Annotated in this window: 30 protein-coding genes, 1 tRNA gene and 1 riboswitch; of the genes, 15 read left to right on the top strand and 16 right to left on the bottom strand. The window is 65.8% G+C overall.

What is annotated here, in order from left to right; genetic code table 11:
• Positions 1–164 precede the first annotated feature (164 nt).
• Together rplL and rplJ are read right to left on the bottom strand one after the other, a co-directional pair.
• Positions 165–545: a 50S ribosomal protein L7/L12 gene (gene rplL / locus R2601_RS02100; protein WP_007792832.1), complete on the bottom strand. Its 381-nt coding sequence runs from the start codon at positions 543–545 to the stop codon at positions 165–167.
• A 74-nt stretch (positions 546–619) separates the two neighbouring features.
• Positions 620–1,138 carry a 50S ribosomal protein L10 gene (gene rplJ, locus R2601_RS02105; RefSeq protein ID WP_040544290.1) on the bottom strand — a complete coding sequence of 173 codons (519 nt, stop codon included), beginning with the start codon at positions 1,136–1,138 and terminating at the stop codon, positions 620–622.
• A gap of 507 nt (positions 1,139–1,645) precedes the next feature.
• Between rplJ and R2601_RS02110 the strand changes: the two genes are divergently transcribed.
• A complete protein-coding gene (locus R2601_RS02110) occupies positions 1,646–1,906 on the top strand; it encodes a DUF2798 domain-containing protein (protein WP_007792838.1) in 261 nt (86 codons plus the stop codon).
• 111 nt (positions 1,907–2,017) lie between these two features.
• Here R2601_RS02110 and rplA read toward each other — a convergent pair whose 3' ends face one another.
• The 4 genes from rplA to secE all read right to left on the bottom strand — a co-directional run bounded on the left by rplA (position 2,018) and on the right by secE (position 4,260).
• A complete protein-coding gene (gene rplA / locus R2601_RS02115) occupies positions 2,018–2,719 on the bottom strand; it encodes a 50S ribosomal protein L1 (RefSeq protein ID WP_007792841.1) in 702 nt (233 codons plus the stop codon).
• Position 2,720: 1 nt separating this feature from the next.
• Positions 2,721–3,170: a 50S ribosomal protein L11 gene (rplK, locus tag R2601_RS02120; RefSeq protein WP_007792844.1), complete on the bottom strand. Its 450-nt coding sequence runs from the start codon at positions 3,168–3,170 to the stop codon at positions 2,721–2,723.
• Between the two features lie 143 nt (positions 3,171–3,313).
• Positions 3,314–3,847: a transcription termination/antitermination protein NusG gene (gene nusG, locus R2601_RS02125; protein ID WP_007792846.1), complete on the bottom strand. Its 534-nt coding sequence runs from the start codon at positions 3,845–3,847 to the stop codon at positions 3,314–3,316.
• A gap of 221 nt (positions 3,848–4,068) precedes the next feature.
• Positions 4,069–4,260: a preprotein translocase subunit SecE gene (gene secE, locus R2601_RS02130; RefSeq protein ID WP_007792848.1), complete on the bottom strand. Its 192-nt coding sequence runs from the start codon at positions 4,258–4,260 to the stop codon at positions 4,069–4,071.
• A 361-nt stretch (positions 4,261–4,621) separates the two neighbouring features.
• On the opposite strand from secE, the gene R2601_RS02135 reads away from it, so the two are divergent.
• On the top strand, positions 4,622–5,179 hold the full coding sequence (locus R2601_RS02135; protein ID WP_007792850.1) for a hypothetical protein: 558 nt from the start codon (positions 4,622–4,624) through the stop codon (positions 5,177–5,179).
• 274 nt (positions 5,180–5,453) lie between these two features.
• Here R2601_RS02135 and R2601_RS02140 read toward each other — a convergent pair.
• Both R2601_RS02140 and R2601_RS02145 read right to left on the bottom strand, forming a co-directional pair.
• Positions 5,454–5,529: transfer RNA gene (locus R2601_RS02140), tRNA-Trp, on the bottom strand.
• 56 nt (positions 5,530–5,585) lie between these two features.
• Positions 5,586–6,578: a zinc transporter ZntB gene (locus tag R2601_RS02145; RefSeq protein WP_007792854.1), complete on the bottom strand. Its 993-nt coding sequence runs from the start codon at positions 6,576–6,578 to the stop codon at positions 5,586–5,588.
• Positions 6,579–6,955: 377 nt separating this feature from the next.
• Here R2601_RS02145 and R2601_RS02150 point away from each other — a divergent pair, with 377 nt between their 5' ends.
• The gene (locus tag R2601_RS02150) at positions 6,956–7,204 is read left to right on the top strand and encodes a hypothetical protein (protein ID WP_007792855.1); all 249 of its coding nucleotides are present in this window, start codon (positions 6,956–6,958) and stop codon (positions 7,202–7,204) included.
• A 141-nt stretch (positions 7,205–7,345) separates the two neighbouring features.
• On the opposite strand, the gene tuf is transcribed toward R2601_RS02150, so the two are convergent.
• Positions 7,346–8,521, bottom strand: coding sequence for an elongation factor Tu (gene tuf, locus R2601_RS02155; RefSeq protein ID WP_007792858.1), 1,176 nt, complete (start codon positions 8,519–8,521; stop codon positions 7,346–7,348).
• Between the two features lie 231 nt (positions 8,522–8,752).
• Positions 8,753–9,403, bottom strand: a complete 651-nt coding sequence (locus R2601_RS02160) for a hypothetical protein (RefSeq protein WP_007792860.1) — start codon at positions 9,401–9,403, stop codon at positions 8,753–8,755.
• Between the two features lie 86 nt (positions 9,404–9,489).
• Between R2601_RS02160 and R2601_RS02165 the strand changes: the two genes are divergently transcribed.
• Positions 9,490–10,170: a hypothetical protein gene (locus R2601_RS02165; protein ID WP_007792864.1), complete on the top strand. Its 681-nt coding sequence runs from the start codon at positions 9,490–9,492 to the stop codon at positions 10,168–10,170.
• A gap of 18 nt (positions 10,171–10,188) precedes the next feature.
• On the opposite strand, the gene R2601_RS02170 is transcribed toward R2601_RS02165, so the two are convergent.
• Complete coding sequence (locus R2601_RS02170; protein WP_007792867.1) at positions 10,189–10,596, bottom strand: universal stress protein; 408 nt, start codon at positions 10,594–10,596, stop codon at positions 10,189–10,191.
• Between the two features lie 297 nt (positions 10,597–10,893).
• Between R2601_RS02170 and R2601_RS02175 the strand changes: the two genes are divergently transcribed.
• Positions 10,894–11,589 (top strand): winged helix-turn-helix domain-containing protein, encoded by a 696-nt coding sequence (locus tag R2601_RS02175; RefSeq protein WP_007792869.1) that lies wholly within the window; start codon positions 10,894–10,896, stop codon positions 11,587–11,589.
• Between the two features lie 61 nt (positions 11,590–11,650).
• Here the strand turns inward: R2601_RS02175 and R2601_RS02180 are convergent, their stop codons facing one another.
• Positions 11,651–12,001, bottom strand: a complete 351-nt coding sequence (locus R2601_RS02180; RefSeq protein WP_007792871.1) for an antibiotic biosynthesis monooxygenase family protein — start codon at positions 11,999–12,001, stop codon at positions 11,651–11,653.
• 213 nt (positions 12,002–12,214) lie between these two features.
• Between R2601_RS02180 and R2601_RS02185 the strand changes: the two genes are divergently transcribed.
• The 6 genes from R2601_RS02185 to R2601_RS02210 all read left to right on the top strand — a co-directional run bounded on the left by R2601_RS02185 (position 12,215) and on the right by R2601_RS02210 (position 16,468).
• Positions 12,215–12,928 carry a DUF484 family protein gene (locus tag R2601_RS02185; protein WP_007792873.1) on the top strand — a complete coding sequence of 238 codons (714 nt, stop codon included), beginning with the start codon at positions 12,215–12,217 and terminating at the stop codon, positions 12,926–12,928.
• Entirely contained in the window at positions 12,925–13,851 is a 927-nt protein-coding gene (locus R2601_RS02190) for a tyrosine recombinase XerC (protein ID WP_007792875.1), read from the top strand. Before R2601_RS02185 ends, R2601_RS02190 begins: the two co-directional genes overlap by 4 nt.
• 127 nt (positions 13,852–13,978) lie before the next feature.
• On the top strand, positions 13,979–14,584 hold the full coding sequence (locus R2601_RS02195; protein WP_007792877.1) for a glutathione S-transferase: 606 nt from the start codon (positions 13,979–13,981) through the stop codon (positions 14,582–14,584).
• Between the two features lie 77 nt (positions 14,585–14,661).
• Positions 14,662–15,342, top strand: a complete 681-nt coding sequence (locus tag R2601_RS02200; RefSeq protein ID WP_007792878.1) for a phosphatidylserine decarboxylase — start codon at positions 14,662–14,664, stop codon at positions 15,340–15,342.
• Entirely contained in the window at positions 15,332–16,135 is an 804-nt protein-coding gene (gene pssA / locus R2601_RS02205; RefSeq protein WP_007792881.1) for a CDP-diacylglycerol--serine O-phosphatidyltransferase, read from the top strand. Before R2601_RS02200 ends, pssA begins: the two co-directional genes overlap by 11 nt.
• Positions 16,136–16,171: 36 nt before the next feature.
• The gene (locus R2601_RS02210) at positions 16,172–16,468 is read left to right on the top strand and encodes an alkylphosphonate utilization protein (RefSeq protein ID WP_007792883.1); all 297 of its coding nucleotides are present in this window, start codon (positions 16,172–16,174) and stop codon (positions 16,466–16,468) included.
• A gap of 90 nt (positions 16,469–16,558) precedes the next feature.
• Here the strand turns inward: R2601_RS02210 and R2601_RS02215 are convergent, their stop codons facing one another.
• The gene (locus R2601_RS02215; RefSeq protein WP_007792887.1) at positions 16,559–17,218 is read right to left on the bottom strand and encodes an outer membrane protein; all 660 of its coding nucleotides are present in this window, start codon (positions 17,216–17,218) and stop codon (positions 16,559–16,561) included.
• Between the two features lie 218 nt (positions 17,219–17,436).
• Between R2601_RS02215 and petA the strand changes: the two genes are divergently transcribed.
• From petA to R2601_RS02230, 3 genes are read left to right on the top strand one after another with little or no spacing between them, the layout of a single operon-like run.
• On the top strand, positions 17,437–18,012 hold the full coding sequence (petA, locus tag R2601_RS02220) for a ubiquinol-cytochrome c reductase iron-sulfur subunit (RefSeq protein WP_007792890.1): 576 nt from the start codon (positions 17,437–17,439) through the stop codon (positions 18,010–18,012).
• Between the two features lie 13 nt (positions 18,013–18,025).
• On the top strand, positions 18,026–19,369 hold the full coding sequence (gene petB / locus R2601_RS02225) for a cytochrome b (protein ID WP_007792892.1): 1,344 nt from the start codon (positions 18,026–18,028) through the stop codon (positions 19,367–19,369).
• Positions 19,370–19,389: 20 nt separating this feature from the next.
• On the top strand, positions 19,390–20,178 hold the full coding sequence (locus R2601_RS02230) for a cytochrome c1 (RefSeq protein WP_040545024.1): 789 nt from the start codon (positions 19,390–19,392) through the stop codon (positions 20,176–20,178).
• Positions 20,179–20,271: 93 nt separating this feature from the next.
• On the opposite strand, the gene R2601_RS02235 is transcribed toward R2601_RS02230, so the two are convergent.
• From R2601_RS02235 to R2601_RS02245, 3 genes are read right to left on the bottom strand one after another with little or no spacing between them, the layout of a single operon-like run.
• Positions 20,272–20,970, bottom strand: a complete 699-nt coding sequence (locus R2601_RS02235) for a thiamine ABC transporter ATP-binding protein (RefSeq protein WP_007792899.1) — start codon at positions 20,968–20,970, stop codon at positions 20,272–20,274.
• Positions 20,957–22,498, bottom strand: coding sequence for a thiamine/thiamine pyrophosphate ABC transporter permease ThiP (locus R2601_RS02240; RefSeq protein WP_007792902.1), 1,542 nt, complete (start codon positions 22,496–22,498; stop codon positions 20,957–20,959). Before R2601_RS02240 ends, R2601_RS02235 begins: the two co-directional genes overlap by 14 nt.
• The gene (locus R2601_RS02245) at positions 22,474–23,382 is read right to left on the bottom strand and encodes a thiamine ABC transporter substrate-binding protein (RefSeq protein WP_007792904.1); all 909 of its coding nucleotides are present in this window, start codon (positions 23,380–23,382) and stop codon (positions 22,474–22,476) included. The genes R2601_RS02240 and R2601_RS02245 overlap by 25 nt, the downstream gene beginning before the upstream one ends.
• A gap of 102 nt (positions 23,383–23,484) precedes the next feature.
• Positions 23,485–23,584: riboswitch (TPP riboswitch) on the bottom strand.
• A 94-nt stretch (positions 23,585–23,678) separates the two neighbouring features.
• Between R2601_RS02245 and aroC the strand changes: the two genes are divergently transcribed.
• Positions 23,679–24,779, top strand: a complete 1,101-nt coding sequence (gene aroC, locus R2601_RS02250) for a chorismate synthase (protein ID WP_007792907.1) — start codon at positions 23,679–23,681, stop codon at positions 24,777–24,779.
• Positions 24,780–24,786 lie beyond the last annotated feature (7 nt).

Consider the following 24,786-nt stretch of genomic DNA (forward strand, 5'->3'; position numbering starts at 1 on the left):
CCCCTGTCCCACCAAGGGCCTCCCGATCGGTGAACTCGTCTGAGAAAAGCCCCTCCCCCGCACGCCGGCAAGGGGCCTCTCTGAGACGGGTTCGGCTGGGCCCGGGGAACCCCGGACCCAGCCTGAAGTCATAATCACATGAAGTGCGAGCGCACCATGCGTGATTACTTGAGCTCGATTTCCGCGCCTGCTTCTTCGAGCTTCTTCTTGATTTCCTCGGCTTCGTCCTTGGAAACGCCTTCCTTGACAGCCTTGCCGCCGGCTTCCACCAGCTCTTTGGCTTCTTTCAGGCCGAGACCGGTGATGCCGCGGACTTCCTTGATCACGTTGATCTTCTTGTCGCCAGCCGACTTGAGGATCACGTCGAACTCGGTCTTTTCCTCTTCAGCAGCAGCTTCGCCGCCGCCGGCCGGGCCAGCCATCATGACAGCGCCGCCAGCTGCGGGCTCGATGCCGTACTCGTCCTTGAGGATGGTTTTCAGTTCTTGTGCTTCGAGCAGGGTCAGACCGACGATTTGCTCTGCAAGTGCTTTAAGATCAGCCATTTTGCCTTTTCCGTATCTTTAGATGTGTTCCAACGTGCGGGTCTGCAACCCCACGAGTGTCCTTTGACTGCGCGTTACGCCGCCTCGGCCTTTTCCTCGATGGAGGAAAGGATCGAAGCGATGTTCGAAGCAGGTGCGCCAATGGCGCCGGCGATGTTCGAAGCGGGTGCGCCGATGCAGCCGACGATGGAAGCAATAAGCTCATCGCGCGACGGCATTTTCGACACGGCCTCGACACCGGCCCGGTCCAGAGCCGTACCACCCATCGCACCGCCAAGAATCTCAAGCTTCTTGTTGTCCTTGGCGAAGTCCTCGATCACCTTGGCTGCCGCCACGGGATCTTCGGAATAGGTGAGAACGGTCATGCCTTCCAGGAAGGAGGAGATGCTCTCGCATTCCTTGCCCTGGAGGGCGATCTTGGCGAGCCTGTTCTTGGCGACGCGGACCTGCGTCTCAGCCGCGCTTGCGCGCGCCCGAAGATCCGTCATCTCGGCAACCGTGAGACCCTCGTAGCGGGATACCACCACGACGCCAGAGCTTTCGAAGATCTGGCCGAGTTCCTCGACCACTTTCTCTTTCTGGGCTCTATCCACAGTTTCACTCCAGTTGATGGAGGGGAGACCCCTCCGGCTCGTTCAAGCCAGGTTTCCCTGGCCAAGAAGGTCCGATTCGGGTCGTCGCATCGCGTCGCCGGAACACTTGTAAGATCCGGTTCGTATGTCTCTTCCCGTCTCAGGCAGGATTTATAGGATGCCTCCAACCCACCGTCTCGGACGAAATCGAGGGCGCCCACGAATCGCGCGGATGCCCTCAACACCGGCTGGATACCGGTTTTGCCCCGCCCTGCCAAGAGGCGCGGTGAAAAAGGTTCCGTCACGCTCGCGTGACACCGACACGGGCGTCCGGGCTTGACGCAGCCTCCTCCGGTCTTTAAGCGGCTAAGGCCGAAAAACGCCAGGCCGGTTCGGTTATCCCGGCCCTCGAATCCTCGCGAGAGTTAGTCGAGTTTCGAACCCGCGGCGCACACCCATTCCGGTGGGGTGCGCGAGCGCTGTTGCGAACGGTCTCCCGCCCCTGCCCTACATATGCAGAGAGCACGCATGACCGTTGTCAACGAAACACCCCCTACGAAAGCCACCGTCATTCTCGCGCAGGTGTTCATCTCCTGTCTCATGGCCTTCCTGATGACCGGGATCTTCACCGCGATTCCCACCGCGCTGGCACCCGGCTGGGTCGGCACCTGGCTGACTTGCTTCGTCACCGCATGGCCGATCGCCTTCGTCCTGTCTATGGCCGTCGGGCCGTTGTCCTTCTGGCTGGCGCACCGCACGCAGCACCTGCTCGCGATTGCGCGGGGCTAGCGCCACCGATCGGCGCATGGGGCGCGCAAGCGCTGCCCCGAAGAATAAACCCCGAAAAAGAAAAAGGGCGGACCCGAAGGCCCGCCCTTTCCGATCAGATCAATCCGAAGATCACTCGACGCTGGCGGCGTTGGCCACGTCGACGGTCACGCCCGGGCCCATGGTGGAGCTGAGCGAGATCTTCTTCATGTAGGTGCCCTTGGCGCCGGTCGGCTTGGCCTTGGCAACCGCACTCACGAAGGCGCGGATGTTCTCGACCAGCTGAGCCTCGTCGAAGGAGGCTTTGCCGACGCCGGCGTGGACCACACCGCCCTTTTCGGCGCGGAACTGGACCTGGCCACCCTTGGCGTCCTTGACGGCCTGAGCGACATCCATGGTCACGGTGCCGACCTTGGGGTTCGGCATCAGGTTGCGCGGGCCGAGGATCTTACCGAGACGGCCGACGATCGGCATCATGTCCGGGGTCGCGATGCAGCGATCGAACTCGATGGTGCCGCCCTGGATGGTCTCCATCAGGTCTTCGGCGCCCACGATGTCCGCACCGGCGGCCTGGGCTTCTTCAGCCTTCGGGCCACGGGCAAAGACGGCGACGCGCATGGTCTTGCCGGTGCCGTTCGGCAGGCCGATCACGCCACGGACCATCTGGTCTGCGTGACGGGTGTCGACGCCGAGGTTCATCGCGATTTCGACGGTCTCGTCGAACTTCGCGCTGGCAGCGGACTTGATCAGGGCGACGGCCTCTTCGACGGTCACGTCTTCCTTGCCTGCAAAGGCCTCACGGGCGGAGCGGGTGCGTTTTCCGAGCTTTGCCATCTTACTTCACCTCGATGCCCATGGACTTGGCGGAGCCAAGGATGATCTGCATTGCAGCTTCGACGTCGTTCGCGCTGAGGTCCTTCATCTTGGCCTCGGCGATCTCGCGCACCTGCTTGGTGGTGACGGTCGCAACGGTCTCGCGGCCCGGGTTCTCGGCACCACGCGGACGGTTCCGCTTGCCGACCGGCTTCAGGCCAGCCGCCTTCTTCAGGTAGTAAGACGCGGGCGGCGTCTTGATGTCCATCGTGAAGGACTTGTCCTGATAGTAGGTGATCACGGTCGGGCACGGCGCGCCGGGCTCCATTTCCTGCGTCTTGGCGTTGAACGCCTTGCAGAATTCCATGATGTTGATGCCACGCTGACCGAGGGCGGGGCCCACGGGCGGCGACGGGTTCGCTTTGCCTGCAGGGATCTGCAGCTTCATGACGCCGGCAAGCTTCTTGGCCATTGTCTTTCTCCTTTACAACACCCCTCGAACGCGTCCTCGGGGCTTTTGCGTTGCGTGGTCTGGTCCGGTCATCGCGATGACCTCGCCTGCCACGGTGAAACGGCATCTCTGCCGCGTGCGGCGGGCAACCCCGCCGCCAATCCTCAGCCCTGCTTGGAGACCTGAGTGAATTCCAGTTCGACCGGGGTCTCCCGGCCGAAGATCGACACCGCGACGCGCAGACGCTGGTTGTCGTCGTCGACACTCTCGATCATGCCATCGAAGCCCTCGAACGGACCGTCGTTGACCTTGACCTTCTCGCCCACCTCGAAGTGGATGAGCGTGCGCGGCGCCTCGTCGCTTTCCTGAACGCGGCCCAGGATCGACTCGACCTCGGCATCGCGCATCGGCATCGGCCGGCCCTGCGGACCAAGGAACCCGGTGACGCGGTTGATCGAGTTCACCAGGTGATAGCCCTGGTCCGACATCTCCATGTGCACCAGCACGTAGCCGGGCATGAAGCGCCGCTCGGTGGTCACCTTCTTGCCGCGACGCACCTCGATGACCTCCTCGGTCGGAACGAGGACCTCATCGATCTGGTCCTCGAGCCCCTGCTCTTCGACAGACTGACGGATCTGCTCCGCGATCTTCTTCTCGAAGTTCGACAGAACACTGACCGAATACCACCGCTTCGCCATAGGGCCCCTCTTCCAACCTTGCGCCGGTCATCTCTGCCGGCAGTCTTTCGCGTCTACGCGACCGTTTTTCTCGCGAGGCGTTTGCGCCTCGGAACGGCCTCGCCCCAAACAAAAACCGGCGTGCAACTCGAATCGCTGCACGCCCGCCTGAGGAAAGTGTTCCGTCCCCTACCGCCCTGCCCGGCTGATTTCAAGGCCCGGCGGGCGGTTTCGCCCCGGCCTCAGCCGAAGAACGACAGAAGGCCCTGCAACCCGCTGCGGATCAGGATGTCGACGATCGCGAAGAAGCTCGCGGTCAGCGCCGCCATGATGAAGACGGTGACGGTGGTAAGCAGCACCTCGCGGCGGGTCGGCCAGACGATCTTGGCGACCTCGGCCCGGGTCTGCTGAATGAACTGAATGGGGTTGGCCATCGACGGGTGCTTTCCGTTTGCATGCGGTTTTGGCGCATATACGAGGCTCCGCGCCCGCTGGCAAGGGCCCGACCGGGCGCCCGGGAGCTCACGAGAAGCTCCCGGACGATCACGGCGCGGGCGCTCACTCTCACGAAAATCTGAGAAAATCCGCCACATCCGCACGCAACCAATCGACGCCCGGAGCGTTCGCGCGCTCGTCGGAGAAAACTTCAGGATGCCAGATGTTTGGACGATATTTTTTCGCCGCGGCTCGGCAGGAACCATTCCGTCTCGGCGGCGGTTGTTCAGTCACAATCGCAGGGCGCCACGCTCCGCACATCGAAAGTTTAAAAGTTCCACGAGACGAAAGGATCGTATCATGAAACGTCTTCTTACCGCTACCGCACTCGCCGCAACCATGGCAACCTCGGCTTTCGCAGCGTCCGAGGCCGAAGAGGCAGCCATCACCATGTACTACCCGGATGCCAACTTCTCGGTCCTTTCCGATGATCAGGTCGCCGAAATGTTCGCCGTCGCAAACAGCGGCAGCTCGGACACCCAGAAGCGTCAGGATATCGAAGCCATCGCAGCGATGGACAACCCGAGCCCGGCCTCCGCTGACGTCTCCGAGATGGACCTGACCGCCTATGTGCCGGAATGGCGCCTCAACGAGATGACCGAAGCAGAGAAGCAGGAAGTCATCGCCCTGGTGAATCAGGACGACAACCCGGACAACGTTCGCGTCCAGCTCCTGAAGGACATGGAAAGCGCCGCACCGAACCTGACCACCGGTGAAATGCAGGCCGTGAAGTCGGTTGCCCCCGACGCCGACCTCACCGTGCTGACCACCGAGCAGGTGAACGAGATCCGCGCAGCGATCTACGGTGCCGATGAAGACGCCGAGATGCGCAACAAGATCGAAGATGCTCTGTCGTAATCCGACTTCAGCGACAACATCGGGGCCGCGCCTTTTTGCGCGGCCCTTTTTTGTGCGTGCGGCCGGTCGGTTGGTCGCGCCGGCTAGACGCCGAGACGAAAAAGGGCCGACTGCAAAAGCAGCCAGCCCGAAGTCACCCTGAGACGATTTCCGAACGCCTCAATGGCTTACGATATAACATCACACACTCACGCCGGCAAGCACCATGTCGCCTGCCCGCCCGCAAGAAGAGCGCTCGAACGTGCGTCGATCATTATCCGTCATGTGAGGGAATTGGCAGGGGCAGCAGGGTTCGAACCCGCGACCTACGGTTTTGGAGACCGTCGCTCTACCAGCTGAGCTATACCCCTAAGGCCGGTGCCCCGTTTACGAGAGGCTCCACGGCTTTGCAAGCGGGAAAAGCACCTCAGATCCACCGCATTCTGCGCAGCACCGCAAGCTGCAGCGCGGCCACGATCACAAGTGCCCCCACAAAGATCCAGAAGGCCAGCGGTTCGCCGGTTCCGGGCAGGCCCGCGACGTTGATTCCGAACAATCCGGTGAGGAATCCAAGCGGCAGGAACACCGCTGAGAGAATCGACAGAAGGTACATGTTGCGGTTCAGCCGCTCAGAGGCCTGGCCGTTCAGCTCGTCGCGCACCAACGCCATGCGCTCGCGCATCGCGTCGGCGTCTTCGACCACCCTCTCCAGCGCGTCGAGTTCCTCCGCGAGGTGGCGCTGGTCGTCACTCTCGAGCCATGCAGGCTGCCCGGTCTGCAGCGCGCGCAGCGCGTCTCGCTGCGGCTGCAGGTAGCGGCGCAGGATGATCGCCTGCCGACGCAGGTCCACCAGCGTCGCGCGCACCTCCGGCCCGGCTTCGTCGAGCACCGCCTCCTCGAGATCGTCGGCAAGATCGTCGATCCCGTTCCAGTGCCGCTCGATGCGCTGCGTGAGCCGCTCGACCAGCGTCACGAGGAACTCGGCGCAGTCACAGGGGCCACGCCCATGGTCCAGTTCGGTCGCGATCTCCTCGATGGCGCGGACCTTGCGGCGGGCAAGACTCACGATGCGGTAAGGGTCGATCCACAACCGCACCGAGACCATGTCCTCGGGATCCTGCCCCTCGATGGTGTTGATGCCCCGCAGAATGACGATCAGCCCATCGCCGACGCGGGTCACCCTCGGACGCGTCTCCTCCGCGACCAGCGCGTCGATGATGGTGGGATCGAGGTAAGAGAGGTTCTCGACGATCCAGGCGGGTGTGTCGGGATGCTGGGCGCGCAGATGGACCCAGCCGAGCTCGTCGCTGCGCAGGACCTCCGACACCTCGGCCGCCGAGAGGGTCTGACTGTGGCGATTGCCCGCCAGGACAAAGGCGGACTGGATGACATCATCGGTGCGGGGGACAAGCTCGTTCATGGCAACAAAATTAGCCTCGGCCGGGGCTCTGGCAAGACAACATTGCGCGCCTACCCGCCCGACCCATTATGTGCATTTATTCACAACAGCTATCGCATCGCCAAAGTAGCGCTCAATTCGGCTCACAGCTCACGCAGCACTCGTAAAACGCGTGACCCGCTGTCAGCCACGATCGCCAGGAACCATTGAGGTTTCAGCTTACTAGACATGCTCTTGGGACGCGTTCGCTCACGTTCAAGTGCACGAAGTCGCGAGGCGGCGTGAGCGTTGGCGTGATTTGAAACTGGCGGGTTTCCGACCGATATCCAACTCATCCGAAGCACGGATCATACGATCAACCGCACAACATGTGCAGCAGAGAACCAAAGGAACCTGACATGAAACGCTTCATCACCCTCACCGCCGCCGCCATCACCACCGTTGCCGCCCTGTCCGGCGCCGCATCCGCCCAGGCGTACAACACCGGCGACAACGCCCGCGCCGCGCTCCAGCGCATTGCGCCGACGGCCAATGTCGAAGCCCTGACCAACTCGCAGGCGATCGCCGTGTACCAGCTGGTGCAGGACGAAAACAGCGCGGCTGACAAGAAAGCCAGCGTCGAGGCCGCGGTCCACAACTACCAGTAAGTCGCATTCTCCGGGAGCGCCGCATCACGCGGCGCCCCCGGCAACGGCCACAGGCCCGACATGCAAAAGGGGCGCCCCTCGGGGCGCCCCTTTAAACGTTTCGGTAGGTCGCGCCGACGTGCGGCACGACCGGTCCGAAGATCACTCGATGATCTTGGAGACGACGCCGGAGCCGACGGTACGGCCGCCTTCGCGGATGGCGAAGCGGAGGCCGTCTTCCATGGCGATCGGGGCGATCAGCTCGACCGCGAACTTCAGGTTGTCGCCGGGCATGACCATCTCGGTGCCCTCGGGGAGGGTCACGGTGCCGGTCACGTCGGTGGTCCGGAAGTAGAACTGCGGACGGTAGTTCGCGAAGAACGGCGTGTGACGGCCACCTTCTTCCTTGGTCAGGATGTAGACCTCGGCTTCGAACTTGGTGTGCGGCTTGACCGAACCCGGCTTGCAGAGAACCTGGCCACGCTCGACGCCTTCACGGTCGATGCCGCGCAGCAGCGCGCCGATGTTGTCGCCGGCTTCACCGCGATCGAGCAGCTTGCGGAACATCTCGACACCGGTGCAGGTGGTCTTCTTGGTGTCGCGGATGCCGACGATTTCCAGTTCGTCGCCAACGTTCACGACGCCACGCTCGACACGGCCGGTCACAACGGTGCCGCGGCCCGAGATCGAGAACACATCTTCGATCGGCATCAGGAACGGCTGGTCGACAGCGCGCTCGGGCTGCGGGATGTACTCGTCCACGGCAGCCATCAGTTCCTTGATCTTGTTCTCGCCGATCTCCGGATCACGGCCTTCCATCGCCGCGAGAGCGGAGCCCGCGATGATCGGAATGTCGTCGCCCGGGAAGTCGTACTCGGAGAGCAACTCGCGGACTTCCATCTCGACGAGCTCGAGGAGCTCCTCGTCGTCCACCTGGTCGACCTTGTTCAGGAACACGACCATGGCGGGGATGCCCACCTGGCGGCCCAGCAGGATGTGCTCGCGGGTCTGCGGCATCGGGCCGTCAGCTGCGTTCACAACCAGGATCGCGCCGTCCATCTGGGCAGCACCGGTGATCATGTTCTTCACGTAGTCGGCGTGGCCGGGGCAGTCGACGTGCGCGTAGTGACGGTTCTCGGTCTCGTACTCCACGTGCGCGGTCGAGATCGTGATGCCGCGGGCTTTCTCTTCCGGCGCGCCGTCGATCTGATCGTAGGCGCGGAAGTCACCGAAGTACTTCGTGATCGCCGCCGTCAGCGTCGTCTTGCCGTGGTCAACGTGACCGATCGTGCCGATGTTGCAGTGCGGTTTGCCGCGCTCAAACTTTTCCTTTGCCATCTTTCTAAGACGCCTCGCCTTTTCCAGGGGCCCCAAATGACCCGGTTTCGCATCGCGGGCCGTTTATTGGCTTGCAGAGGGAAAATCAAGCCGTTCATGCACGGATGGGCACGGGCCCGCCCGGCCGCGCCCCGAGGGACACGGCCAGACGGGCCGGAAGCACAAGCCCTTGTGATCGCGGGTTTTCAGGAAAGCACGCCGCGCCGGGCATTGCCGCGCCGCGGCGATGCCTCAGGAGGCGGCCTCTTGCGACGTCTCCGCCGCAGGGTCCACGTCCGCCTCGGGCTCTGCCGCAGCCTCGGGCGAGGCGGCGGGCTCGGCAGCGGGCGGGTTGGCGTCGGGGCCGCCGAACCAGCCCTCGTCCTCCTGCATGCGCCGCATCCATTTCTCGATCTGCAGCGCCGCGTTGGCGGAGAGGTTGCGCATCTGCTGCGCCTTGGTCTGGGTGACGCCCGAACCCACCACGGTCTCGGCGGTGAAGCTCTCGAGCACGGTGAACTGCTCGGGCTCGGCGTTGAGCTTGCTCTGGGTGGCGTCGTCCCACACGGTCACCCGCAGGATGAGCGCCGATTTCGGGCTAAACACCAGCGGCACGCCCGGCTGGGCCAGCACGAACCCCTCGACGCTGATGCCCATGTGGTAGAACCTGTCGCCCTCGTAGCGCCGGAAGCGCTCTTCGATGGCGGCGTCGACCGAGGCGATCCATTCCTCCTCGGTGGCGTTGCGCGAGACCGGCCCCTCGACAAGGTTCGGCGCCACCACGGCGGCGTGGCCAAGCTTGAAATCCCCGATCGGCTCAAGCGGCTCATCGAGCTGGGATTGGCCGTTGGCGCAGGCCGCGAGGCCAAGAACGAGGCCGAGGGCGGGGATCAGGCGAAACATGTTCAGGCTCCGGTCGTCACGTCAGGTCGGACCGGCTTAGCCCAGCGGGGCCGCGCGCGCAATCGTGGCCCCCGATGCCCGCCCCGATGCAGCGCGATCACGGCGGCGTCATCGCGGGCATTGCGCGGCTTGCCATCCCGGGCGGCTTTGCGGACACTCCGCCCCGACCCAAGCAACGATCCGGCCCGACATTGCCCCTCCCCAGACAACTGACCACAATCCTTTTCCTGAGTGTCACGCTCTTCGTGGCCGCCTGCGCGACACAGCGCCCCGAGGATCTCCCGCGCCCGACCGAGGCCGATATCGCGGCGCTTGCCGACGAGATCCACGCCCTCGATCCCGGCATCGACGCCGGCGAGGCGGCGCGGGCGGCGGCCATCGCCTATGAGTACCCGCTGCGGCTTGCGGTGGAGTACCAGGTGGAGGATCCGCCGATCATTCACAACATCAAGGTCAATCAGGGCCTCAAGCCCCGCGGCCTGTGCTACCAGTGGGCCGACGATCTGCAGGCGCGGCTGGCACAGGAAGGGTTCGAGACGCTCGAACTGCAGCGCGCCATCGCCAACTCGCAAAGCGCCATCCGCATCGAGCACAGCACCGTCGTGGTCACCGCGCCGGGCGACAGCATGTACGAGGGCATCGTGCTCGATCCATGGCGCAATGGCGGCCAGCTCTTCTGGGGCGCCGTCACCGAGGACGACGCCTATCCGTGGCTGCCGCGGCAGGACGTCTTCGCCCGCAAGCGGGCGCTGCTGGCGGCGCGCTGACCGCGCCGCCGCAATGCCTCAGCGCAGCACGTGGACCGCGCACTTGGCGTGGCGCACCACCTGCGTCGCGGTCGATCCCATCAGCATGTCGCCCATGCCCGGCCGGTGCGAGGCGATGACGATCAGATCGGAACCGGTTTCCTCGGCATAGTCGAGGATGGTGCGGCCGGAGTGGCCCTCGACCACGATCCCAGAGGCATGGCCGAGCTTGGCGGCCATCGCGTCAAGCTCAGACTGCACCGCCGCGCGCGACTGCGCGAGGTAATCGGGCGGCATGTAGCTGATTGCGTAGCCCGGAATATGCTCCATGACGTGCAGCAGGGTGATGATGCTGTCCTCGCCGGCGAGTTGACGGGCGACGGCCACCGCCGCCTCGGCCTTGGCGTCACTGTCGAATGCGATCGGGACAAGGATATTGGTGTACATGCGCGGCCTCCTTCAAAGATTCTGCGTCGAGTTTGCGCTATCCGAAGGGGCTATGCCTTGATCCATATCACCCTCACCCGGCCCGGTTCCGATCACAATTCGGTCGCAATCTGACCGTAGCGTCTCGGTTGCAGGCCGCAGAACGCGCCACATCGACCGAACCTCAGCGCCAGATCCCCGAAACCGCCGGATCTTTCGCTGACCGCGCCGATGCCCCGCAGCGCAGCCGCCGTTTCCCGCCGCGCCGACCGATCCACTAAGTCGATCCCGAACGAGCCTGAGCGAGGAGAGTCCCACATGCGCTACCTGATTGGTGAAACGAACTGGAAGATGGTCACCCTGTCCAAGGCCGTGGCCGATAGCGGGTTGCTGCGGACAAGCTGCGAGGCCGGCGAAGAGCTTGCCGATTTCCACCGCATGGGTCAGCATGACCTGCTGGTGCTCGAGGCCTCCCAGCTTGGCCGCCACGTGAGCCTTGCCGACCTGCGCGCCCAGAGACCGGACGTGCCGATCTGCTTGATCGCCTCGGCCCCTGCCCCCGAACGCATCGCACATTGGCTGATGGCCGGGGCCGATGCGGTGATCGAGGACACCGCCGCCCTGCCCGAGGCACTGGCGCGCCTTTCCGCCGTTGCGCGCCGCGCCCATGGCGTCGCCCACCCGCTGGTCGAGCGCGGACCGCTGCTGCTCGATCTCGAGCGGCGGCGCGCGCATCTCGGCGAGGTCACGCTGTCACTCTCGCCCAAGCTCTACGAGATCCTCGAGTTCCTCGTGCTGCGCCCGGGCCGGCTGGCCGCCCGCGACGCGCTTCTGGGCCATGTCTACGGGTTCGAGAACGAGCCGGCGCCACGCGTTTTCGACGTCTACATGTGCAACCTTCGCGCGCATCTGCAAAGCGTCGGCCCGGCCCTGAAGATCGAGACGGTGCGCGGGGCGGGATACCGGCTCGAGGTGAACGAGCGCCGCAAGGACGCCCGTCCGCTGGCTGCCTGATCACGGGTTGCCTGATAACGGGCCGCCTGATCATGAGCCGCAGCGACTCGCGCCGCCCGCGTCAGCCGTAGGTCGCCGCCACGTCATACAGCACCGGCTCGAAGCTGCGGCACAGCGCGTTGAAACGGCGATTGTGCTCGCGCATCTCCTCGCTGCGCAGCATGGCCTGAAAGTCCTCGCGGCTCTGCCACTGCGAGTAGTTGGCGATGCGGGTCTGGGCGTCATTGACGTGCAGGCCCGCGGCGATGAAGCCGGGCTGTTTCGAGATGAAGCCCGCATAGGCCTCCTGCAACGCATCGAGCAGGTCCTGGCAGGTGCCGGGCGAGGTCTCGAAAGTGGTGATGACGGTCTGGCAGGGGCTCGGGCTGGTGATGTCTGGCCCAGTAATCTTTGGCCCTGTGATCTTTGGCATGTGTCTCCTCCGTTCCTGCCCTAGTCTGGCACGGAACCCGCCGGCGGCCAAAGCTTTCCACCACGGTCGGAAAATCGGCTCAGTCCTTTCGCATGACTGGCAGCGCCCGACCGATGCGCAACAGACACGCGAAACCGGGCGCCACCGTCGAAAAATGGCGCGCAATCCGCGCATCGCCCTGCTAGGTTGCCGGCAAACAACAAAGAGGCGGGCATGAGCAGACAGTCCCAGACCATCGACGAGTCGCTGCGCGAGGAGATCATCTCGCGCCCCGACATGATCCTCGACGATCGCGACCTGATGCAGGCGCTGATCGCCGCGAACGAGCGCGCGATGGGCGGCAACATCGTCGACCTGCGCGGCATCGCCATGGATCGGCTCGAGGCCCGGCTGGACCGGCTCGAGGACACCCATCGCAGCGTCATCGCAGCAGCCTACGAGAACCTCGCCGGAACCAACCAGATCCACCGCGCCATCCTGCGGATGCTCGACCCGCTCGAGTTCGAGCCGTTCCTGCGCGATCTCGGCGGCGAGGTGGCCGACATCCTGCGCGTCGATAGCGTCAAGCTGGTGCTCGAGTCGGTGCAGAACGACAGCGATCCGGCGATCCGCCGGCTGGGCGACGTGCTCTCGGTGGCCGAACCCGGCTTCATTGACGCCTTCCTCGCCGATGGCCGCAACCACGCGCCGAAGCGGCAGGTGACGTTGCGCCAGATGAGCGAGGGTGACCCGGCGATCTATGGCGAGAGCGCCTCGTGGATGCGCTCGGAAGCCTGCCTGCGGCTCGATTTCGGCCCCGGTCGCCTGCCCGGCTTGCTGGTCATGGGCTCGGAGGATCCGCATCTCTTCACCCCGCAGCAGGGCACCGACCTGCTGGCCTTTTTCGCCGGGGTGTTCGAACGCGCCATGCGGCGCTGGCTGGCGTGACGCTCGAGATCTCCCCGGCAGCGCGCGACGCGCTGGAGAGCTGGCTGACGGCGGCGCGCGCGCTCAAGGGCAATTCCGAGAACACCATCACCGCCTACCGCGCCGATGTGCTCGAGTTCATCGTCTTCCTGACCTCGCACCACGCCGAGCCGCAGGGGCTGGCGCCGCTGGCCCGCGTGACCACGCCCGACATGCGCGCCTTTCTCGCCCACCTGCGCGGTCAGGGCGTGGGCTCGCGCACCATGGCGCGCAAGCTCTCGGCGGTGAAGAGCTTCTACCGCTGGCTGGCCGAGCTTGAAGGCTTCGAGCCCACTGCGGTGATGATGGCCCGCGCGCCCAAGTTCCAGAAGAAGCTGCCGCGCCCGCTCGCCGAGGATGCCGCGAAGGCGATGATCGACACGGTCGAGATGCAGGCCGCCGACAGCTGGATCGGCGCCCGCGACGCGGCGGTGGTGACGCTGCTCTACGGCTGCGGGCTGCGGATATCCGAGGCGCTGGGGCTCAGGGGGCGCGACCTGCCTCTGGGCGAGAGCCTGCGCATCGTCGGCAAGGGTGGCAAGGAGCGCATCGTGCCGGTGCTGCCGATCGCACGGCGCGCGCTCGACACCTACCTGCGGCTCTGCCCCTATGATCCCGAGCCCGACGCGCCGGTGTTCCGCGGCAAGCGCGGCGGCGCGCTGAACCCGCGGCTGATCCAGAAGGTGACCGAGGCGGCGCGGTTGCAGCTTGGCCTGCCCGCCACCGCAACCCCGCACGCCATGCGCCACAGCTTCGCCACCCACCTGCTCGCCGCCGGCGGCGACCTTCGGGCGATCCAGGAGCTGCTGGGTCACGCGTCGCTGTCGACCACGCAGGCCTATACCTCGGTCGACGAGGTGCACCTGATGAAGGTCTACGCCGCGACCCACCCGAAGGCGGGCTGACCGGCGCCGGACGACACCGAAGCTCCGCACATCTTTCCGAAAAGATTTGCTCCTGTACGCGTCGCTGCCTAGGTTTCGCGACGAACCACCCCGGGGCGCCTCTCCGGGAACAGCAAGGAGCAGACCCATGAAACTGCTGAAGGCCGGCCCGTCGCCTTTTGTCCGCAAGGTGCTCGTCACCCTGCACGAGACCGACCAATACGACGCGGTCGAGCAGGTGCAGGTCACCGCCTCGCCGCTGACCCCCGATCCCAACCTGATCGCCGCCAACCCGGTGGGCAAGATCCCGGCGCTGATCCGTGACGACGGCCCGACCCTCTATGACAGCCGCGTCATCTGCCGCTTCCTCGACCATCGGGCCCAGACCGGGCTTTATCCGGAGATCCGCCAGTTCGACACGCTGACGCTCGAGGCCACCGCCGACGGCATCATGGATGCCGCCGTCCTGATCGTCTACGAAGAGCGCTTCCGCCCGGCAGACAAGGTCTCGATGGAGTGGATCGAGGGGCAATGGGCCAAAGTATCGCGCGCGCTCGACGCGGTAAGCACGCGCTGGATGAGCCACCTGCACGGGCGCATCGACATCGGCCATATCGGCATGGCCTGCGCGTTGAGCTATCTTGATTTCCGCCATGACGCGCGCAAGTGGCGCACCGGTCGCGACGCATTGGCGGAATGGCATGCGGGCTTTGCCGCAAGGCCCTCGATGATCGCAACGGAACCGGACACGTAATGCCGCGCGGGCTTGCAACGGCCCGCGATGCTCCGTAAGCCACGGCAGTTTCCAAGACACGCGGGAGGATCCCAGCCATGCGGATGCGCGACACCTTCATCAAGCCCATGCACCCCGAGGGGCGCAAGTTCGTCGCGATCTTCGCCGCGATCACCCTGATCCTGTTCCTGATCTGGGAGCCGTTCGGCTGGATCGGCGTCGGTCTCACGGTCTGGTGCTACTATTTCTTCCGCGACCCCGACCGCGTCACCCCCGTCCGCCCCGGCCTCGTCATCAGCCCCGCCGATGGCGTGGTCTCGCTGATCGAGCCCGCAGTGCCGCCGGCCGAGCTCGGCATGGGCCCCGAGCCGCTGACCCGGGTCTCGGTCTTCATGTCGGTGTTCAATTGCCACGTGAACCGCGCGCCGGTCGCGGGTGAGTTGGTCAAGCTCGCCTACCGCCCCGGCAAGTTCCTCAACGCCTCGCTCGACAAGGCCTCTGAGGACAACGAGCGCAACGCCCTGCGCCTGCGCATGCAGGACGGTCGCGAGATCGCGGTGGTGCAGATTGCCGGCCTCGTGGCGCGGCGCATCATGTGGTGGAAGAAAGAGGGCGACTGGCTCGACCGTGGCGAGCGCTTCGGCCTGATCCGCTTCGGTTCGCGGCTTGATGTCTACCTGCCCGAAGGCGTCGCCCCGCAGGTGCGCATCGGCCAGACCATGGTGGCTGGCGAGACGGTGATCGCCGACCTGACCAGCGGGGCCGGCGATGACCACTGATCCCGAGACCCCTTCCGAGCCCCGGCCCGAGGCGAAGGCCCCCCAAGGGCACCCGAGGGAGCCCGGCACCGAGAAGCTGACGATCATCCAGTTGCTGCCCAACATGCTGACGGTGGTGGCGATCTGCGCCGGCCTGACGGCGATCAAGCTCGGGCTGCAGGGCTCCTACACCTTCGCGGTGCAGTTGATCCTGCTGGCCGCGGTGCTCGACGGCATGGACGGGCGCCTCGCCCGCGCCCTCAAGTCCGAGAGCGGCATGGGCGCCGAGCTCGACAGCCTTGCGGATTTCCTCAATTTCGGCGTCGCGCCGGGGCTTCTGCTCTACACCTGGGCGCTCGAGGACAGCCGCGGCTTCGGCTGGCTCGCGGTGCTGGTCTTCGCGGTCTGCGCGGTGGTTCGCCTCGCGCGGTTCAACGTGCAGCGCAAGTCCGAGGACAAGAGCCACGACAACGCCTATTTCACCGGCGTCCCCTCCCCTGCCGGGGCGCTGCTGGTGATGCTGCCGATGTTCCTGAGCTTCGCCCTCGGGTCGGGCCCGTTCCTGCCGGACTTCGTGTTGGCGCTGTGGATGGTGGCGATGGGGCTGCTGATGATCAGCCGCATCCCGACCTGGTCGTTCAAGACCACCCGCATCCCGCGCAAGAACGCCAAGTTCTTTCTCGTGGCCGTCGCCTTCGCGCTGGCGGCTGCGGTGAGCTATGCGTGGATCACGCTGGTGCTGTTCTGCATCGGTTATATCGGCACCGTGATCGTGATGCTGCCGCGCAAGCCGCGCATCGGCACGGGCGACTAAGCACCCCTTGCGGGCGAATGACGGGAAGGACAGGCGATGGCCGATCAGGATGAAGAGTGGGTCTATGACGAGGCCAGCGGCGAATGGCGCCCGGCCTCCGAACTCGTAACGGCGAATGCGGTCGAGATCCGCGACGCCGCGGGCAACCTGCTGACGGATGGCGATTCCGTGGTGCTGGTGAAGGATCTGAAGGTGAAGGGCGCCGGGCAGACGCTGAAGCAGCGCACGGTGATCCGCAGCATTCGCCTGACGGACAACCCCGACGAGATCGACTGCCGCCACGACACCATCAAGGGCCTCGTCCTGCGCACCGAGTTCGTCCGCAGGCGCTGAGGTCCCCGGCCCGGCGGAGCGCGGGAACAGCCCCCAGTAACGAAAAAAGCGCCCCGAGGGGCGCTTTTGCGTCTCCAGCCGAGGCCGGTATCAGAAGTTCAGCGACAGGCCGACGTTGATCGCGTTGGTCTTGATGTCGGTCTCGAGCGAGCCGCCGCCGTCGAGATCGGCCTCGTTGCTCGAATAGGTGAACTGGTACTCGCCAAAAATCGAGACCCGCTCGCTGATCGGGTAGCTGACGCCCGCCAGCAGCCGCACGGCGGGACCGGTCAGCTGGTAGCCGAAGGTCTTGTCGCCGCCGGTGGTCTCGACATCCACATGCGGGAAGGCGATGCCGAGGCCCGCGCCGGCATAGGGGGTCGCGGTGCCCCACTGCTCGGGCCAGCGCCGCATTGCGTTCAGCGTGAGCAGGTTGTGGCCGTCGGTGAACTCCATGCTGTCGAAACCGATCGCCTCGCGCTCGTCGTCGGGAGCATAGACCTTGGCATGGGTGAATTCGAGCGCCACGCCGAAGGTTTCAGAGCGCCACCACGTGCCGCGCAGACCGTAATAGGGCGGCATCTCGAAGCTCTTGCCGTCCCAGCCGATCAGGGCGTCGTAATCGCCACCACCGGGATAGTCGCCCGAGACGCGGCTGTGCGGCGCGGTCTGCCAGCCCGAATAGATCGACAGTTCGTAATCCTGCGCTGCGGCCTGCGACGCCGCTGCTGCGGCGACGGAAAGTGTCGCTGTGAGAATCAGTGCTTTCATGGATGTGCTCCGCGCGCTTTGCATGGCTTCGGCGTCACATAGTCCTGCAGGCAAAGCGTTTCAATTGCGACAGATGCGCACTTTGGCACAATGTACGTTCATGATTGCTTTACGGACACATGACAGATCGCTAAACACGCGAGCGGAAAAGCCGTATCGGGACGCGGCTATCTAGCTATTATGGCCAGCAAAAGGCCGTGAGGAATGGAGATTACCCCGTGACACAAGCAGAAGATCACGAAGGCACTCGGAGGGACTTCCTCTACTATGCCACCGCCGGTGCGGGCGCCGTCACTGCCGGCGCAGCCGTCTGGCCGCTGGTCAACCAGATGAACCCGTCCGCCGACGTGCGCGCGCTGAGCACGATCCGCGTCGATGTCTCGGGCGTCGAGACCGGCACCCAGCTGACCGTTCAGTATCTCGGCAAGCCGGTGTTCATCCGCCGCCGCACCGAGGCCGAGATCGAGGCCGCGCAGGGCGTCGAGATGAGCGAACTGGTCGATCCGGTGGCGCGCAACCCAAACATCCCCGAAGGCGCTGACGCGACCGACGCCAACCGCGCGCTCGACGAGACCGGCGAATGGCTGGTGATGATGGGTGTCTGCACCCACCTCGGCTGCGTGCCGCTGGGCAATGCCGGCGAATACACCGCCGGTGGCGTCGGCGGCTGGTTCTGCCCCTGCCACGGCTCGCACTACGACACGGCCGGTCGCATCCGCAAAGGCCCCGCCCCGCAGAACCTCCCGGTTCCCACGGCGGAATTCGTCGAAGAAACCACCATTCTGCTGGGATAAGGGAGGCATCTAGATGTCGGGTATTCCGCACGACCATTACGAACCGAAGACCGGCCCCGAGCGCTGGCTGCACAAGCGCCTGCCGATCGTCGGACTTCTCTACGACACCATCATGATCCCCACGCCCAAGAACCTGAACTGGATGTGGATCTGGGGGATCGTCCTCACCTTCTGCCTGGCGCTGCAGATCATCACCGGCATCGTGCTGGTCATGCACTACACGCCGCACGTCGACATGGCCTTCGCCTCGATCGAGCACATCATGCGCGACGTGAACGGTGGCTACATGATCCGCTACCTGCACATGAACGGCGCCTCGCTGTTCTTCGTCGCGGTCTACCTGCACATCTTCCGTGGCCTCTACTACGGCTCCTACAAGAGCCCGCGCGAGGTCACCTGGATCATCGGCATGCTCATCTATCTGTGCATGATGGGCACCGCGTTCATGGGCTACGTTCTGCCCTGGGGCCAGATGTCGTTCTGGGGCGCCACGGTGATCACCGGCCTGTTCGGCGCGATCCCGTTCATCGGCGAGCCGATCCAGACCTGGCTGCTGGGCGGACCGGCGGTCGACAACGCCACGCTGAACCGCTTCTTCTCGCTGCACTACCTGCTGCCCTTCGTCATCGCGGCGCTGGTGGCGGTGCACATCTGGGCCTTCCACTCGACCGGCAACAACAACCCCACCGGTGTTGACGTCCGTCGCGGCTCCAAGGCCGAGGCCGAGAAGGACACGGTTCCGTTCTGGCCCTACTACGTCATCAAGGACCTGTTCGCGCTCGCGCTGATCCTCGCGGTGTTCTGGGCCATCGTCGGCTTCATGCCGAACTACCTCGGCCACCCCGACAACTACATCGAGGCCAACCCGCTCTCGACGCCCGCGCACATCGTTCCGGAATGGTACTTCCTACCGTTCTACGCCATCCTGCGTGCCTTCACCTCGGAAGTCTGGGTCGTGCAGATCGCCTCGTTCCTGACGGGCGGCATCATCGACGCCAAGTTCTTCGGCGTGCTGGCCATGTTCGGGGCCATCATCGCCATGGCGCTGGCGCCCTGGCTCGACACCTCCTCGGTGCGCTCGGGCAAGTACCGCCCGCAGTTCAAGTGGTGGTTCTGGCTGCTGGTCATCGACTTCATCGCGCTGATGTGGCTCGGTGCCATGCCCGCCGAAGAGCCCTATGCCAGCTTCTCGCTGATCGGCTCGGCCTACTGGTTCGGCTACTTCTTCGTGATCCTGCCGCTGCTCGGCGTGTTCGAGAAGCCGCTGCCGCAACCCGCGACCATCGAGGAAGATTTCGAGGCCCATTACGGCAAGACCTCGGAAACCGGCTCCTCCGCCACGACCCCGGCAGAGTGAGACAGAAAGGACAGATGACCATGTTCAAGAAACTTGCCCTTTCGACCGCGATGGCCCTCGGCCTGGCCACCGGCGGCGCCTTTGCCGCCGGCGACATGGGCCATGTCGAGGATTACAGCTTCTCCTTCGAAGGCCCGTTTGGCGCCTTCGACCAGGACCAGCTGCAGCGCGGCCTGCAGGTCTATACCGAGGTCTGCTCGGCCTGCCACGGTCTTCGCTACGTGCCGTTCCGCACCCTCGGCGACGAGGGCGGCCCGCACTTCTCGGAAGACGAGGTGCGCGCCTACGCGGAGCAGAACTTCGAGATCTACGACGAAGAGCTCGAGGATTTCCGCCCGGCGATCCCCACCGACCACTTCCCGGTCAATGACGGCGTCGGCGCCCCCGACCTGTCGCTGATGGCCAAGGCGCGTGCAGGCTTCCACGGCCCCTACGGCACCGGCCTGAGCCAGCTCTTCAACGGCATGGGCGGCGCCGAGTACATCGCCTCGATCCTCACCGGCTACACCGGCGAAGAGAAGGTCGAGGCCGGCACCACCTTCTACGAGAACCACGCCTTCCCGGGCGGCTGGATCTCCATGGCCCCGCCGCTGATGGGCGAGGACGTGGAGTATAACGGCGGCCACCCGAACTCGCTCGAGAACGAGGCGAAGGACGTGGCGGCCTTCCTGATGTGGACGGCAGAGCCCAAGATGATGGCGCGCAAGCAGGCCGGTTTCGCCGGCGTGATCTTCCTCGCCGTGCTCTCGGTGCTGCTCTACCTCACCAACAAGCGCATCTGGCGCCCGATCAAGCACAAGCACGACTGATCGCGCCTGCCGCACAAAGAGAAAGCCCCGCGCATCGCGCGGGGCTTTTTTGTTGGCCGACGGTATCCCCAAGGCGCCTGAGGCGCGCACCGCTCAGCGGCCGAGATAGCGCCGCAGCGCCTCCGGCGGCTCTTCGAACAGACGTGTCGTGGCCACCGGCGCCGCGGCCACGCCGTCGGCCACCAGCACCACCTCACCGGCGAAGCGCTTGGCATCCTCGGGATCGTGGCTGACCATCAACACCAGCGCCCCCAGCTCCTTGGCAACGCCGCGCACCAGATCCAGCATCTCACCCTTCAGCGCCGGCCCCAGCGCCGCGAAGGGCTCGTCGAGCGCGATGATCGGCCGGGCCTGCAGCAGCACCCGCGCCAGCGCCGCCCGGCTCTGCTGCCCGCCCGAGAGGGCGCCCGGCTTGCGATCGCCAAGGCCCTGCAGCCCCACCCGGTCAAGCGCGCGCTCGACCTCGCGGCGCTCATCCGCCCGGAGCCGCCCGCCATCGGGCCGCAACGCCAGCCCGAGATTGCGCGCGAGGTCGAGATGCGGGAACAGGTTGTTCTCCTGGAACAGCGTCGCCACCGGGCGCCGATCCGGCGGCGCGGCAGTGATGTCGCGCCCCTGCCAAAGCAGCCGGCCGGCATCGGGACGGCGAAACCCGGCAATGAGATCGAGCAGCGTCGACTTGCCCGCGCCTGACGGGCCGATGACCGCCACGCGGCCACCGGGGGACAGGCGCAGATCCGCCGCGAGCGAGAACGCCCCGTCGCCGTAGCGTATGCCCTCAAGCGTCAGCATTGACCCGCCCTCCCCGGTCGAAAATCCAGAACGCGCCGAAGCTCAGCAGCAGAAGCAGAAGCGCCGCACCCGCCGCCGCCTGCATCTGGTAGGAGCCCATCAGCCGGTAGACCTGCAGTGGCAGCGTCGCACGGTCGGGATCGGCGAACAGCGCGATGACGCCGAGATCGCCCATCGACAGGGCCGCCGTCAGCCCCGCGGCAAAGCCCAGCGGCCGCCGCAGCCGCGGCAGAAAGACCAAACGCAGCCAAGCCATCCGAGTCAGGCCCAAAGCCAGCGCCAGTCGGCCATAGTCTGCCCGCACCGCCTCGGCCTCCGGACGCAGGATGCGCAGCGCAAAGGGCAGCGCCACCAGCGCGTTCACCACCATGGTGACCGGCAGCGCCAGCGCGAACGGGTTCGCGTAAGGGCGCACGATCAGGAACAGCCCGGTCCCCAGCACCAGCGGCGAGAGCGCGATGCCCGCGAGCCCCACCAGCTCGCCGCCGCGCGTCGCCAGTGGCAACGCCCAAGCGATGCAGAGCGCCGTCGAGATCAGCGCCACGGTGACGGAATTGAGCGCTGCCTCCCATGTGCCCGGCCCCATCGCGGTGAGCCCGGGCAGCCCGCGCAGAGCCACCATGGCCAGCGGCGTGAGCAGGAACCCCGCCGCCAGTACGATCCACAGCCCGTCAGCGAGGCGCGCCAGCCGGCCCCGCCCGTCCCATCGCCGCGCCACCCGGTCGAGCCCGGCACCAAAGCCGCTGCCAGCGCCCAGCCGCAGCGCCACGAGCCCGGCCGTCAGAGCCAGCGCCAGCTGGATCACCGACAGCAGCGCCGCGCGCCCGAGGTCGAAATCGAACCGCACCGCCTGATAGATCGCCAACTCGACCGTGGTGGCCCGCGGCCCGCCCCCGAGCGTCAGCGCCACGGCAAAGCTCGACAGGCAAATAACGAAGATCACCGCAAACGCCCCCGGCGCGATGCGCAGCAGCATCGGTGCCTCGAGCACCCGGAACATTGCCCACGGCGACAGCCCGAGCGAAGCCGTCAGACGGAAGCGCTCGGCCGGGATTGCCAGCCAGCCCTGCAACAACAGCCGCACCGCCAGCGGCAGGTTGAAGAACACATGCGCGAGGATCACGCCGTGGATGCCATAGATCGTCATCTCCGGCAGCCCCAGTGCCCTGAGCGCAGCGTTTGCCAGCCCGTTCTGCCCGAACACCGCAATGAGCCCGAGCACGGCGACGATCACCGGCAGGATGAACGGCGCCCCCATCAGCGCCACCAGAGCGCCACGGCCGCGAAACCGCCGCCGCGCCAGTGCCCGCGCGACCGGCACCGCAAGGGCGACGCTCGCCCCCGCAGAGGCCAGAGCCTGCAGCAGCGTGAAGCGCAGCGCCTGCCAGTCGCCGGGGCCAAGATCGCCCCAGCCCCCGGCCCGCACCAGTACCGCCGCCACCGGCCCGAGCGTCAGCGCCGCCACCGCCAGACCGGCAAGCCAGGCGGCAGCAGAGCCCCGGCTCAGCGCGACAGCGCGCGACGCCATGCCTCGACCGCCTCATCGCGCAGCGCCGCCGCCTCGTCCTCGGAGTAGAACAGCACCTCCTCGGGCAGCGCGAGTTCCTTGAACCCCTCCGGCCATTGCTCCCGCGGCAGTGCTGCCGGGAAGGACCAGTTGCCCGTGGCAATCATCTCCTGAAACGGTTCACTCAAGGTAAACGCGAGGAATTGATCCGCCAGTTCCGGCTGATCGGTGCTTGCCACCTTGGCGGCCAGCTCGACCATGAAGTAATGCCCCTCGGGGAAGATCGCGGCTTTCTTGGTCCGATCCTCCTCGGCGATGATGTGATAGGCCGGGCTCGTGGTGTAGCTCATCACCATGTCGGCCTCGCCATCGGTGAACAGGCCATAGCTTTCGGACCAGCCCTTGGTCACCGTGAGGATCTTCGGCGCCAGCTTCTCCCAAGCGGCCTCGGCACCATCGCCATAGACCGACTGCACCCAGAGCACCGTCGCCAGCCCGGAGATCGAGCTGCGCGGGTCCTGGATCACGATCTTCAGATCATCGGGAGCCTCGAGCAGCGCGTCGAAGCTCTCCGGCGGCTCGGCCAGCCGCTCGGTGTTGTAGATGAAGGCGGTGTGACCGTAATTGTAGGGCAGAAAGACGTCGTCGCTCCAGTCGATCGGCAGCGTGAGAGGCGACAAATCAACATTGTGCGGTGCAAACAGCCCGCTCTCGCGCGCCTGTTTGGTGACATCCGTGTTGAGGCCGAAGACCACGTCGGCCTCGGTGCGCTCACCCTCCAGCAGAATGCGCGGCAGCAGTCGCGGGCTGACTGCAGTCGCAGCCGCACTCGCCTCGACATCTCCTCGATCTCGGGCGGGGCCCCATTCCGAGACGACGTAGTCGCCGGCATAGACGGTGAGCACGGGGTGTCTGCCAGCGCGGCGCTGGCGGTCAGAAGTCCCGCTGCAAAAGTGGTGGTGGCCTTCATGGCGTCCTCCAGACTTGCGGCGAGAGGGCAAGACTGGGCAGGATGCCGTCACCTTCCCTCCGCCGGTATCAACCGGTTCAGGTTCAACGGGTTCGCGTCATGCATCTCAGCCCGTGCGGGCACCCCGAGGTATCGCAAGACCTAGTCTTGCACGGGGGGCCTTGCAAGGTGAAATCCCTTGAGACGCCGCCGCCCCTGCCCTACAGGAAGCCGGGACAAAGGAGATCGCGCATGAGCATGAACACATTCGGCCACCTGTTCCGCGTCACCACATGGGGCGAAAGCCACGGGCCCGCGCTTGGTGCGACGGTCGATGGTTGCCCTCCGGGCGTTGCGGTGGACGAGGCGATGCTCCAGCACTGGCTCGACAAGCGCAAGCCGGGGCAGAACAAGTTCACCACCCAGCGGCGCGAGCCCGATGCGGTGCGCATCCTGTCGGGCGTGTTCGAGGGCCAGACCACCGGCACGCCGGTGCAGCTGATGATCGAGAACACCGACCAGCGGTCGAAGGATTATGGCGACATCGCCGAGAAGTTCCGCCCGGGTCACGCCGACATCACCTACTGGCAGAAATACGGCATCCGCGATTATCGCGGCGGCGGACGCTCCTCCGCGCGCGAGACTGCCGCTCGGGTCGCGGCAGGCGGGCTGGCGCGCGCCGCGCTCGAGACGCTGGCGCCAGGGATCGAGATCACCGGCTACATGGTGCAGGTCGGCCCGCACCAGATCGACCGCAGCAAGATCGATTTCGCCCAGATCCCGCAGAACCCGTTCTGGACCCCGGATGCCGAGGCGGCAGAGACCTGGGCCGCCTATCTCGACGATTTGCGCAAGTCGGGCGACAGCGTCGGCGCGGTGATCGAGGTCGTCGCGCGCGGTGTGCCCGCCGGGCTCGGCGCGCCGGTCTATGGCAAGCTCGACACCGATCTCGCGGCGGCGGCGATGTCGATCAACGCCGTGAAGGCGGTGGAGATCGGCGAGGGCATGGCCTCGGCGGTGCTGCGCGGCTCGGAGAATGCCGACGAGATCAGCATGGGGCCGGATGGCCCGATCTACAGCTCGAACCATGCCGGCGGCATCCTTGGCGGGATCTCCACCGGGCAGGACATCGTGCTGCGCTTCGCGGTGAAGCCGACCTCGTCGATCCTCACGCCGCGGCGTACGATCACCAAGTCCGGCGAAGAGGCGGAAATCATCACCAAGGGCCGTCACGACCCTTGCGTCGGCATCCGGGCGGTGCCGGTGGGCGAGGCGATGGTGGCCTGCGTGCTCCTCGATCACCTTCTGCTGCACCGCGGTCAGGTCGGCGAGAACCGCGGAAAGATCGGCTGACACGGCC

Origin of the sequence: Salipiger bermudensis HTCC2601 (genome assembly GCF_000153725.1) — a bacterium.
Taxonomy (GTDB): domain Bacteria; phylum Pseudomonadota; class Alphaproteobacteria; order Rhodobacterales; family Rhodobacteraceae; genus Salipiger; species Salipiger bermudensis.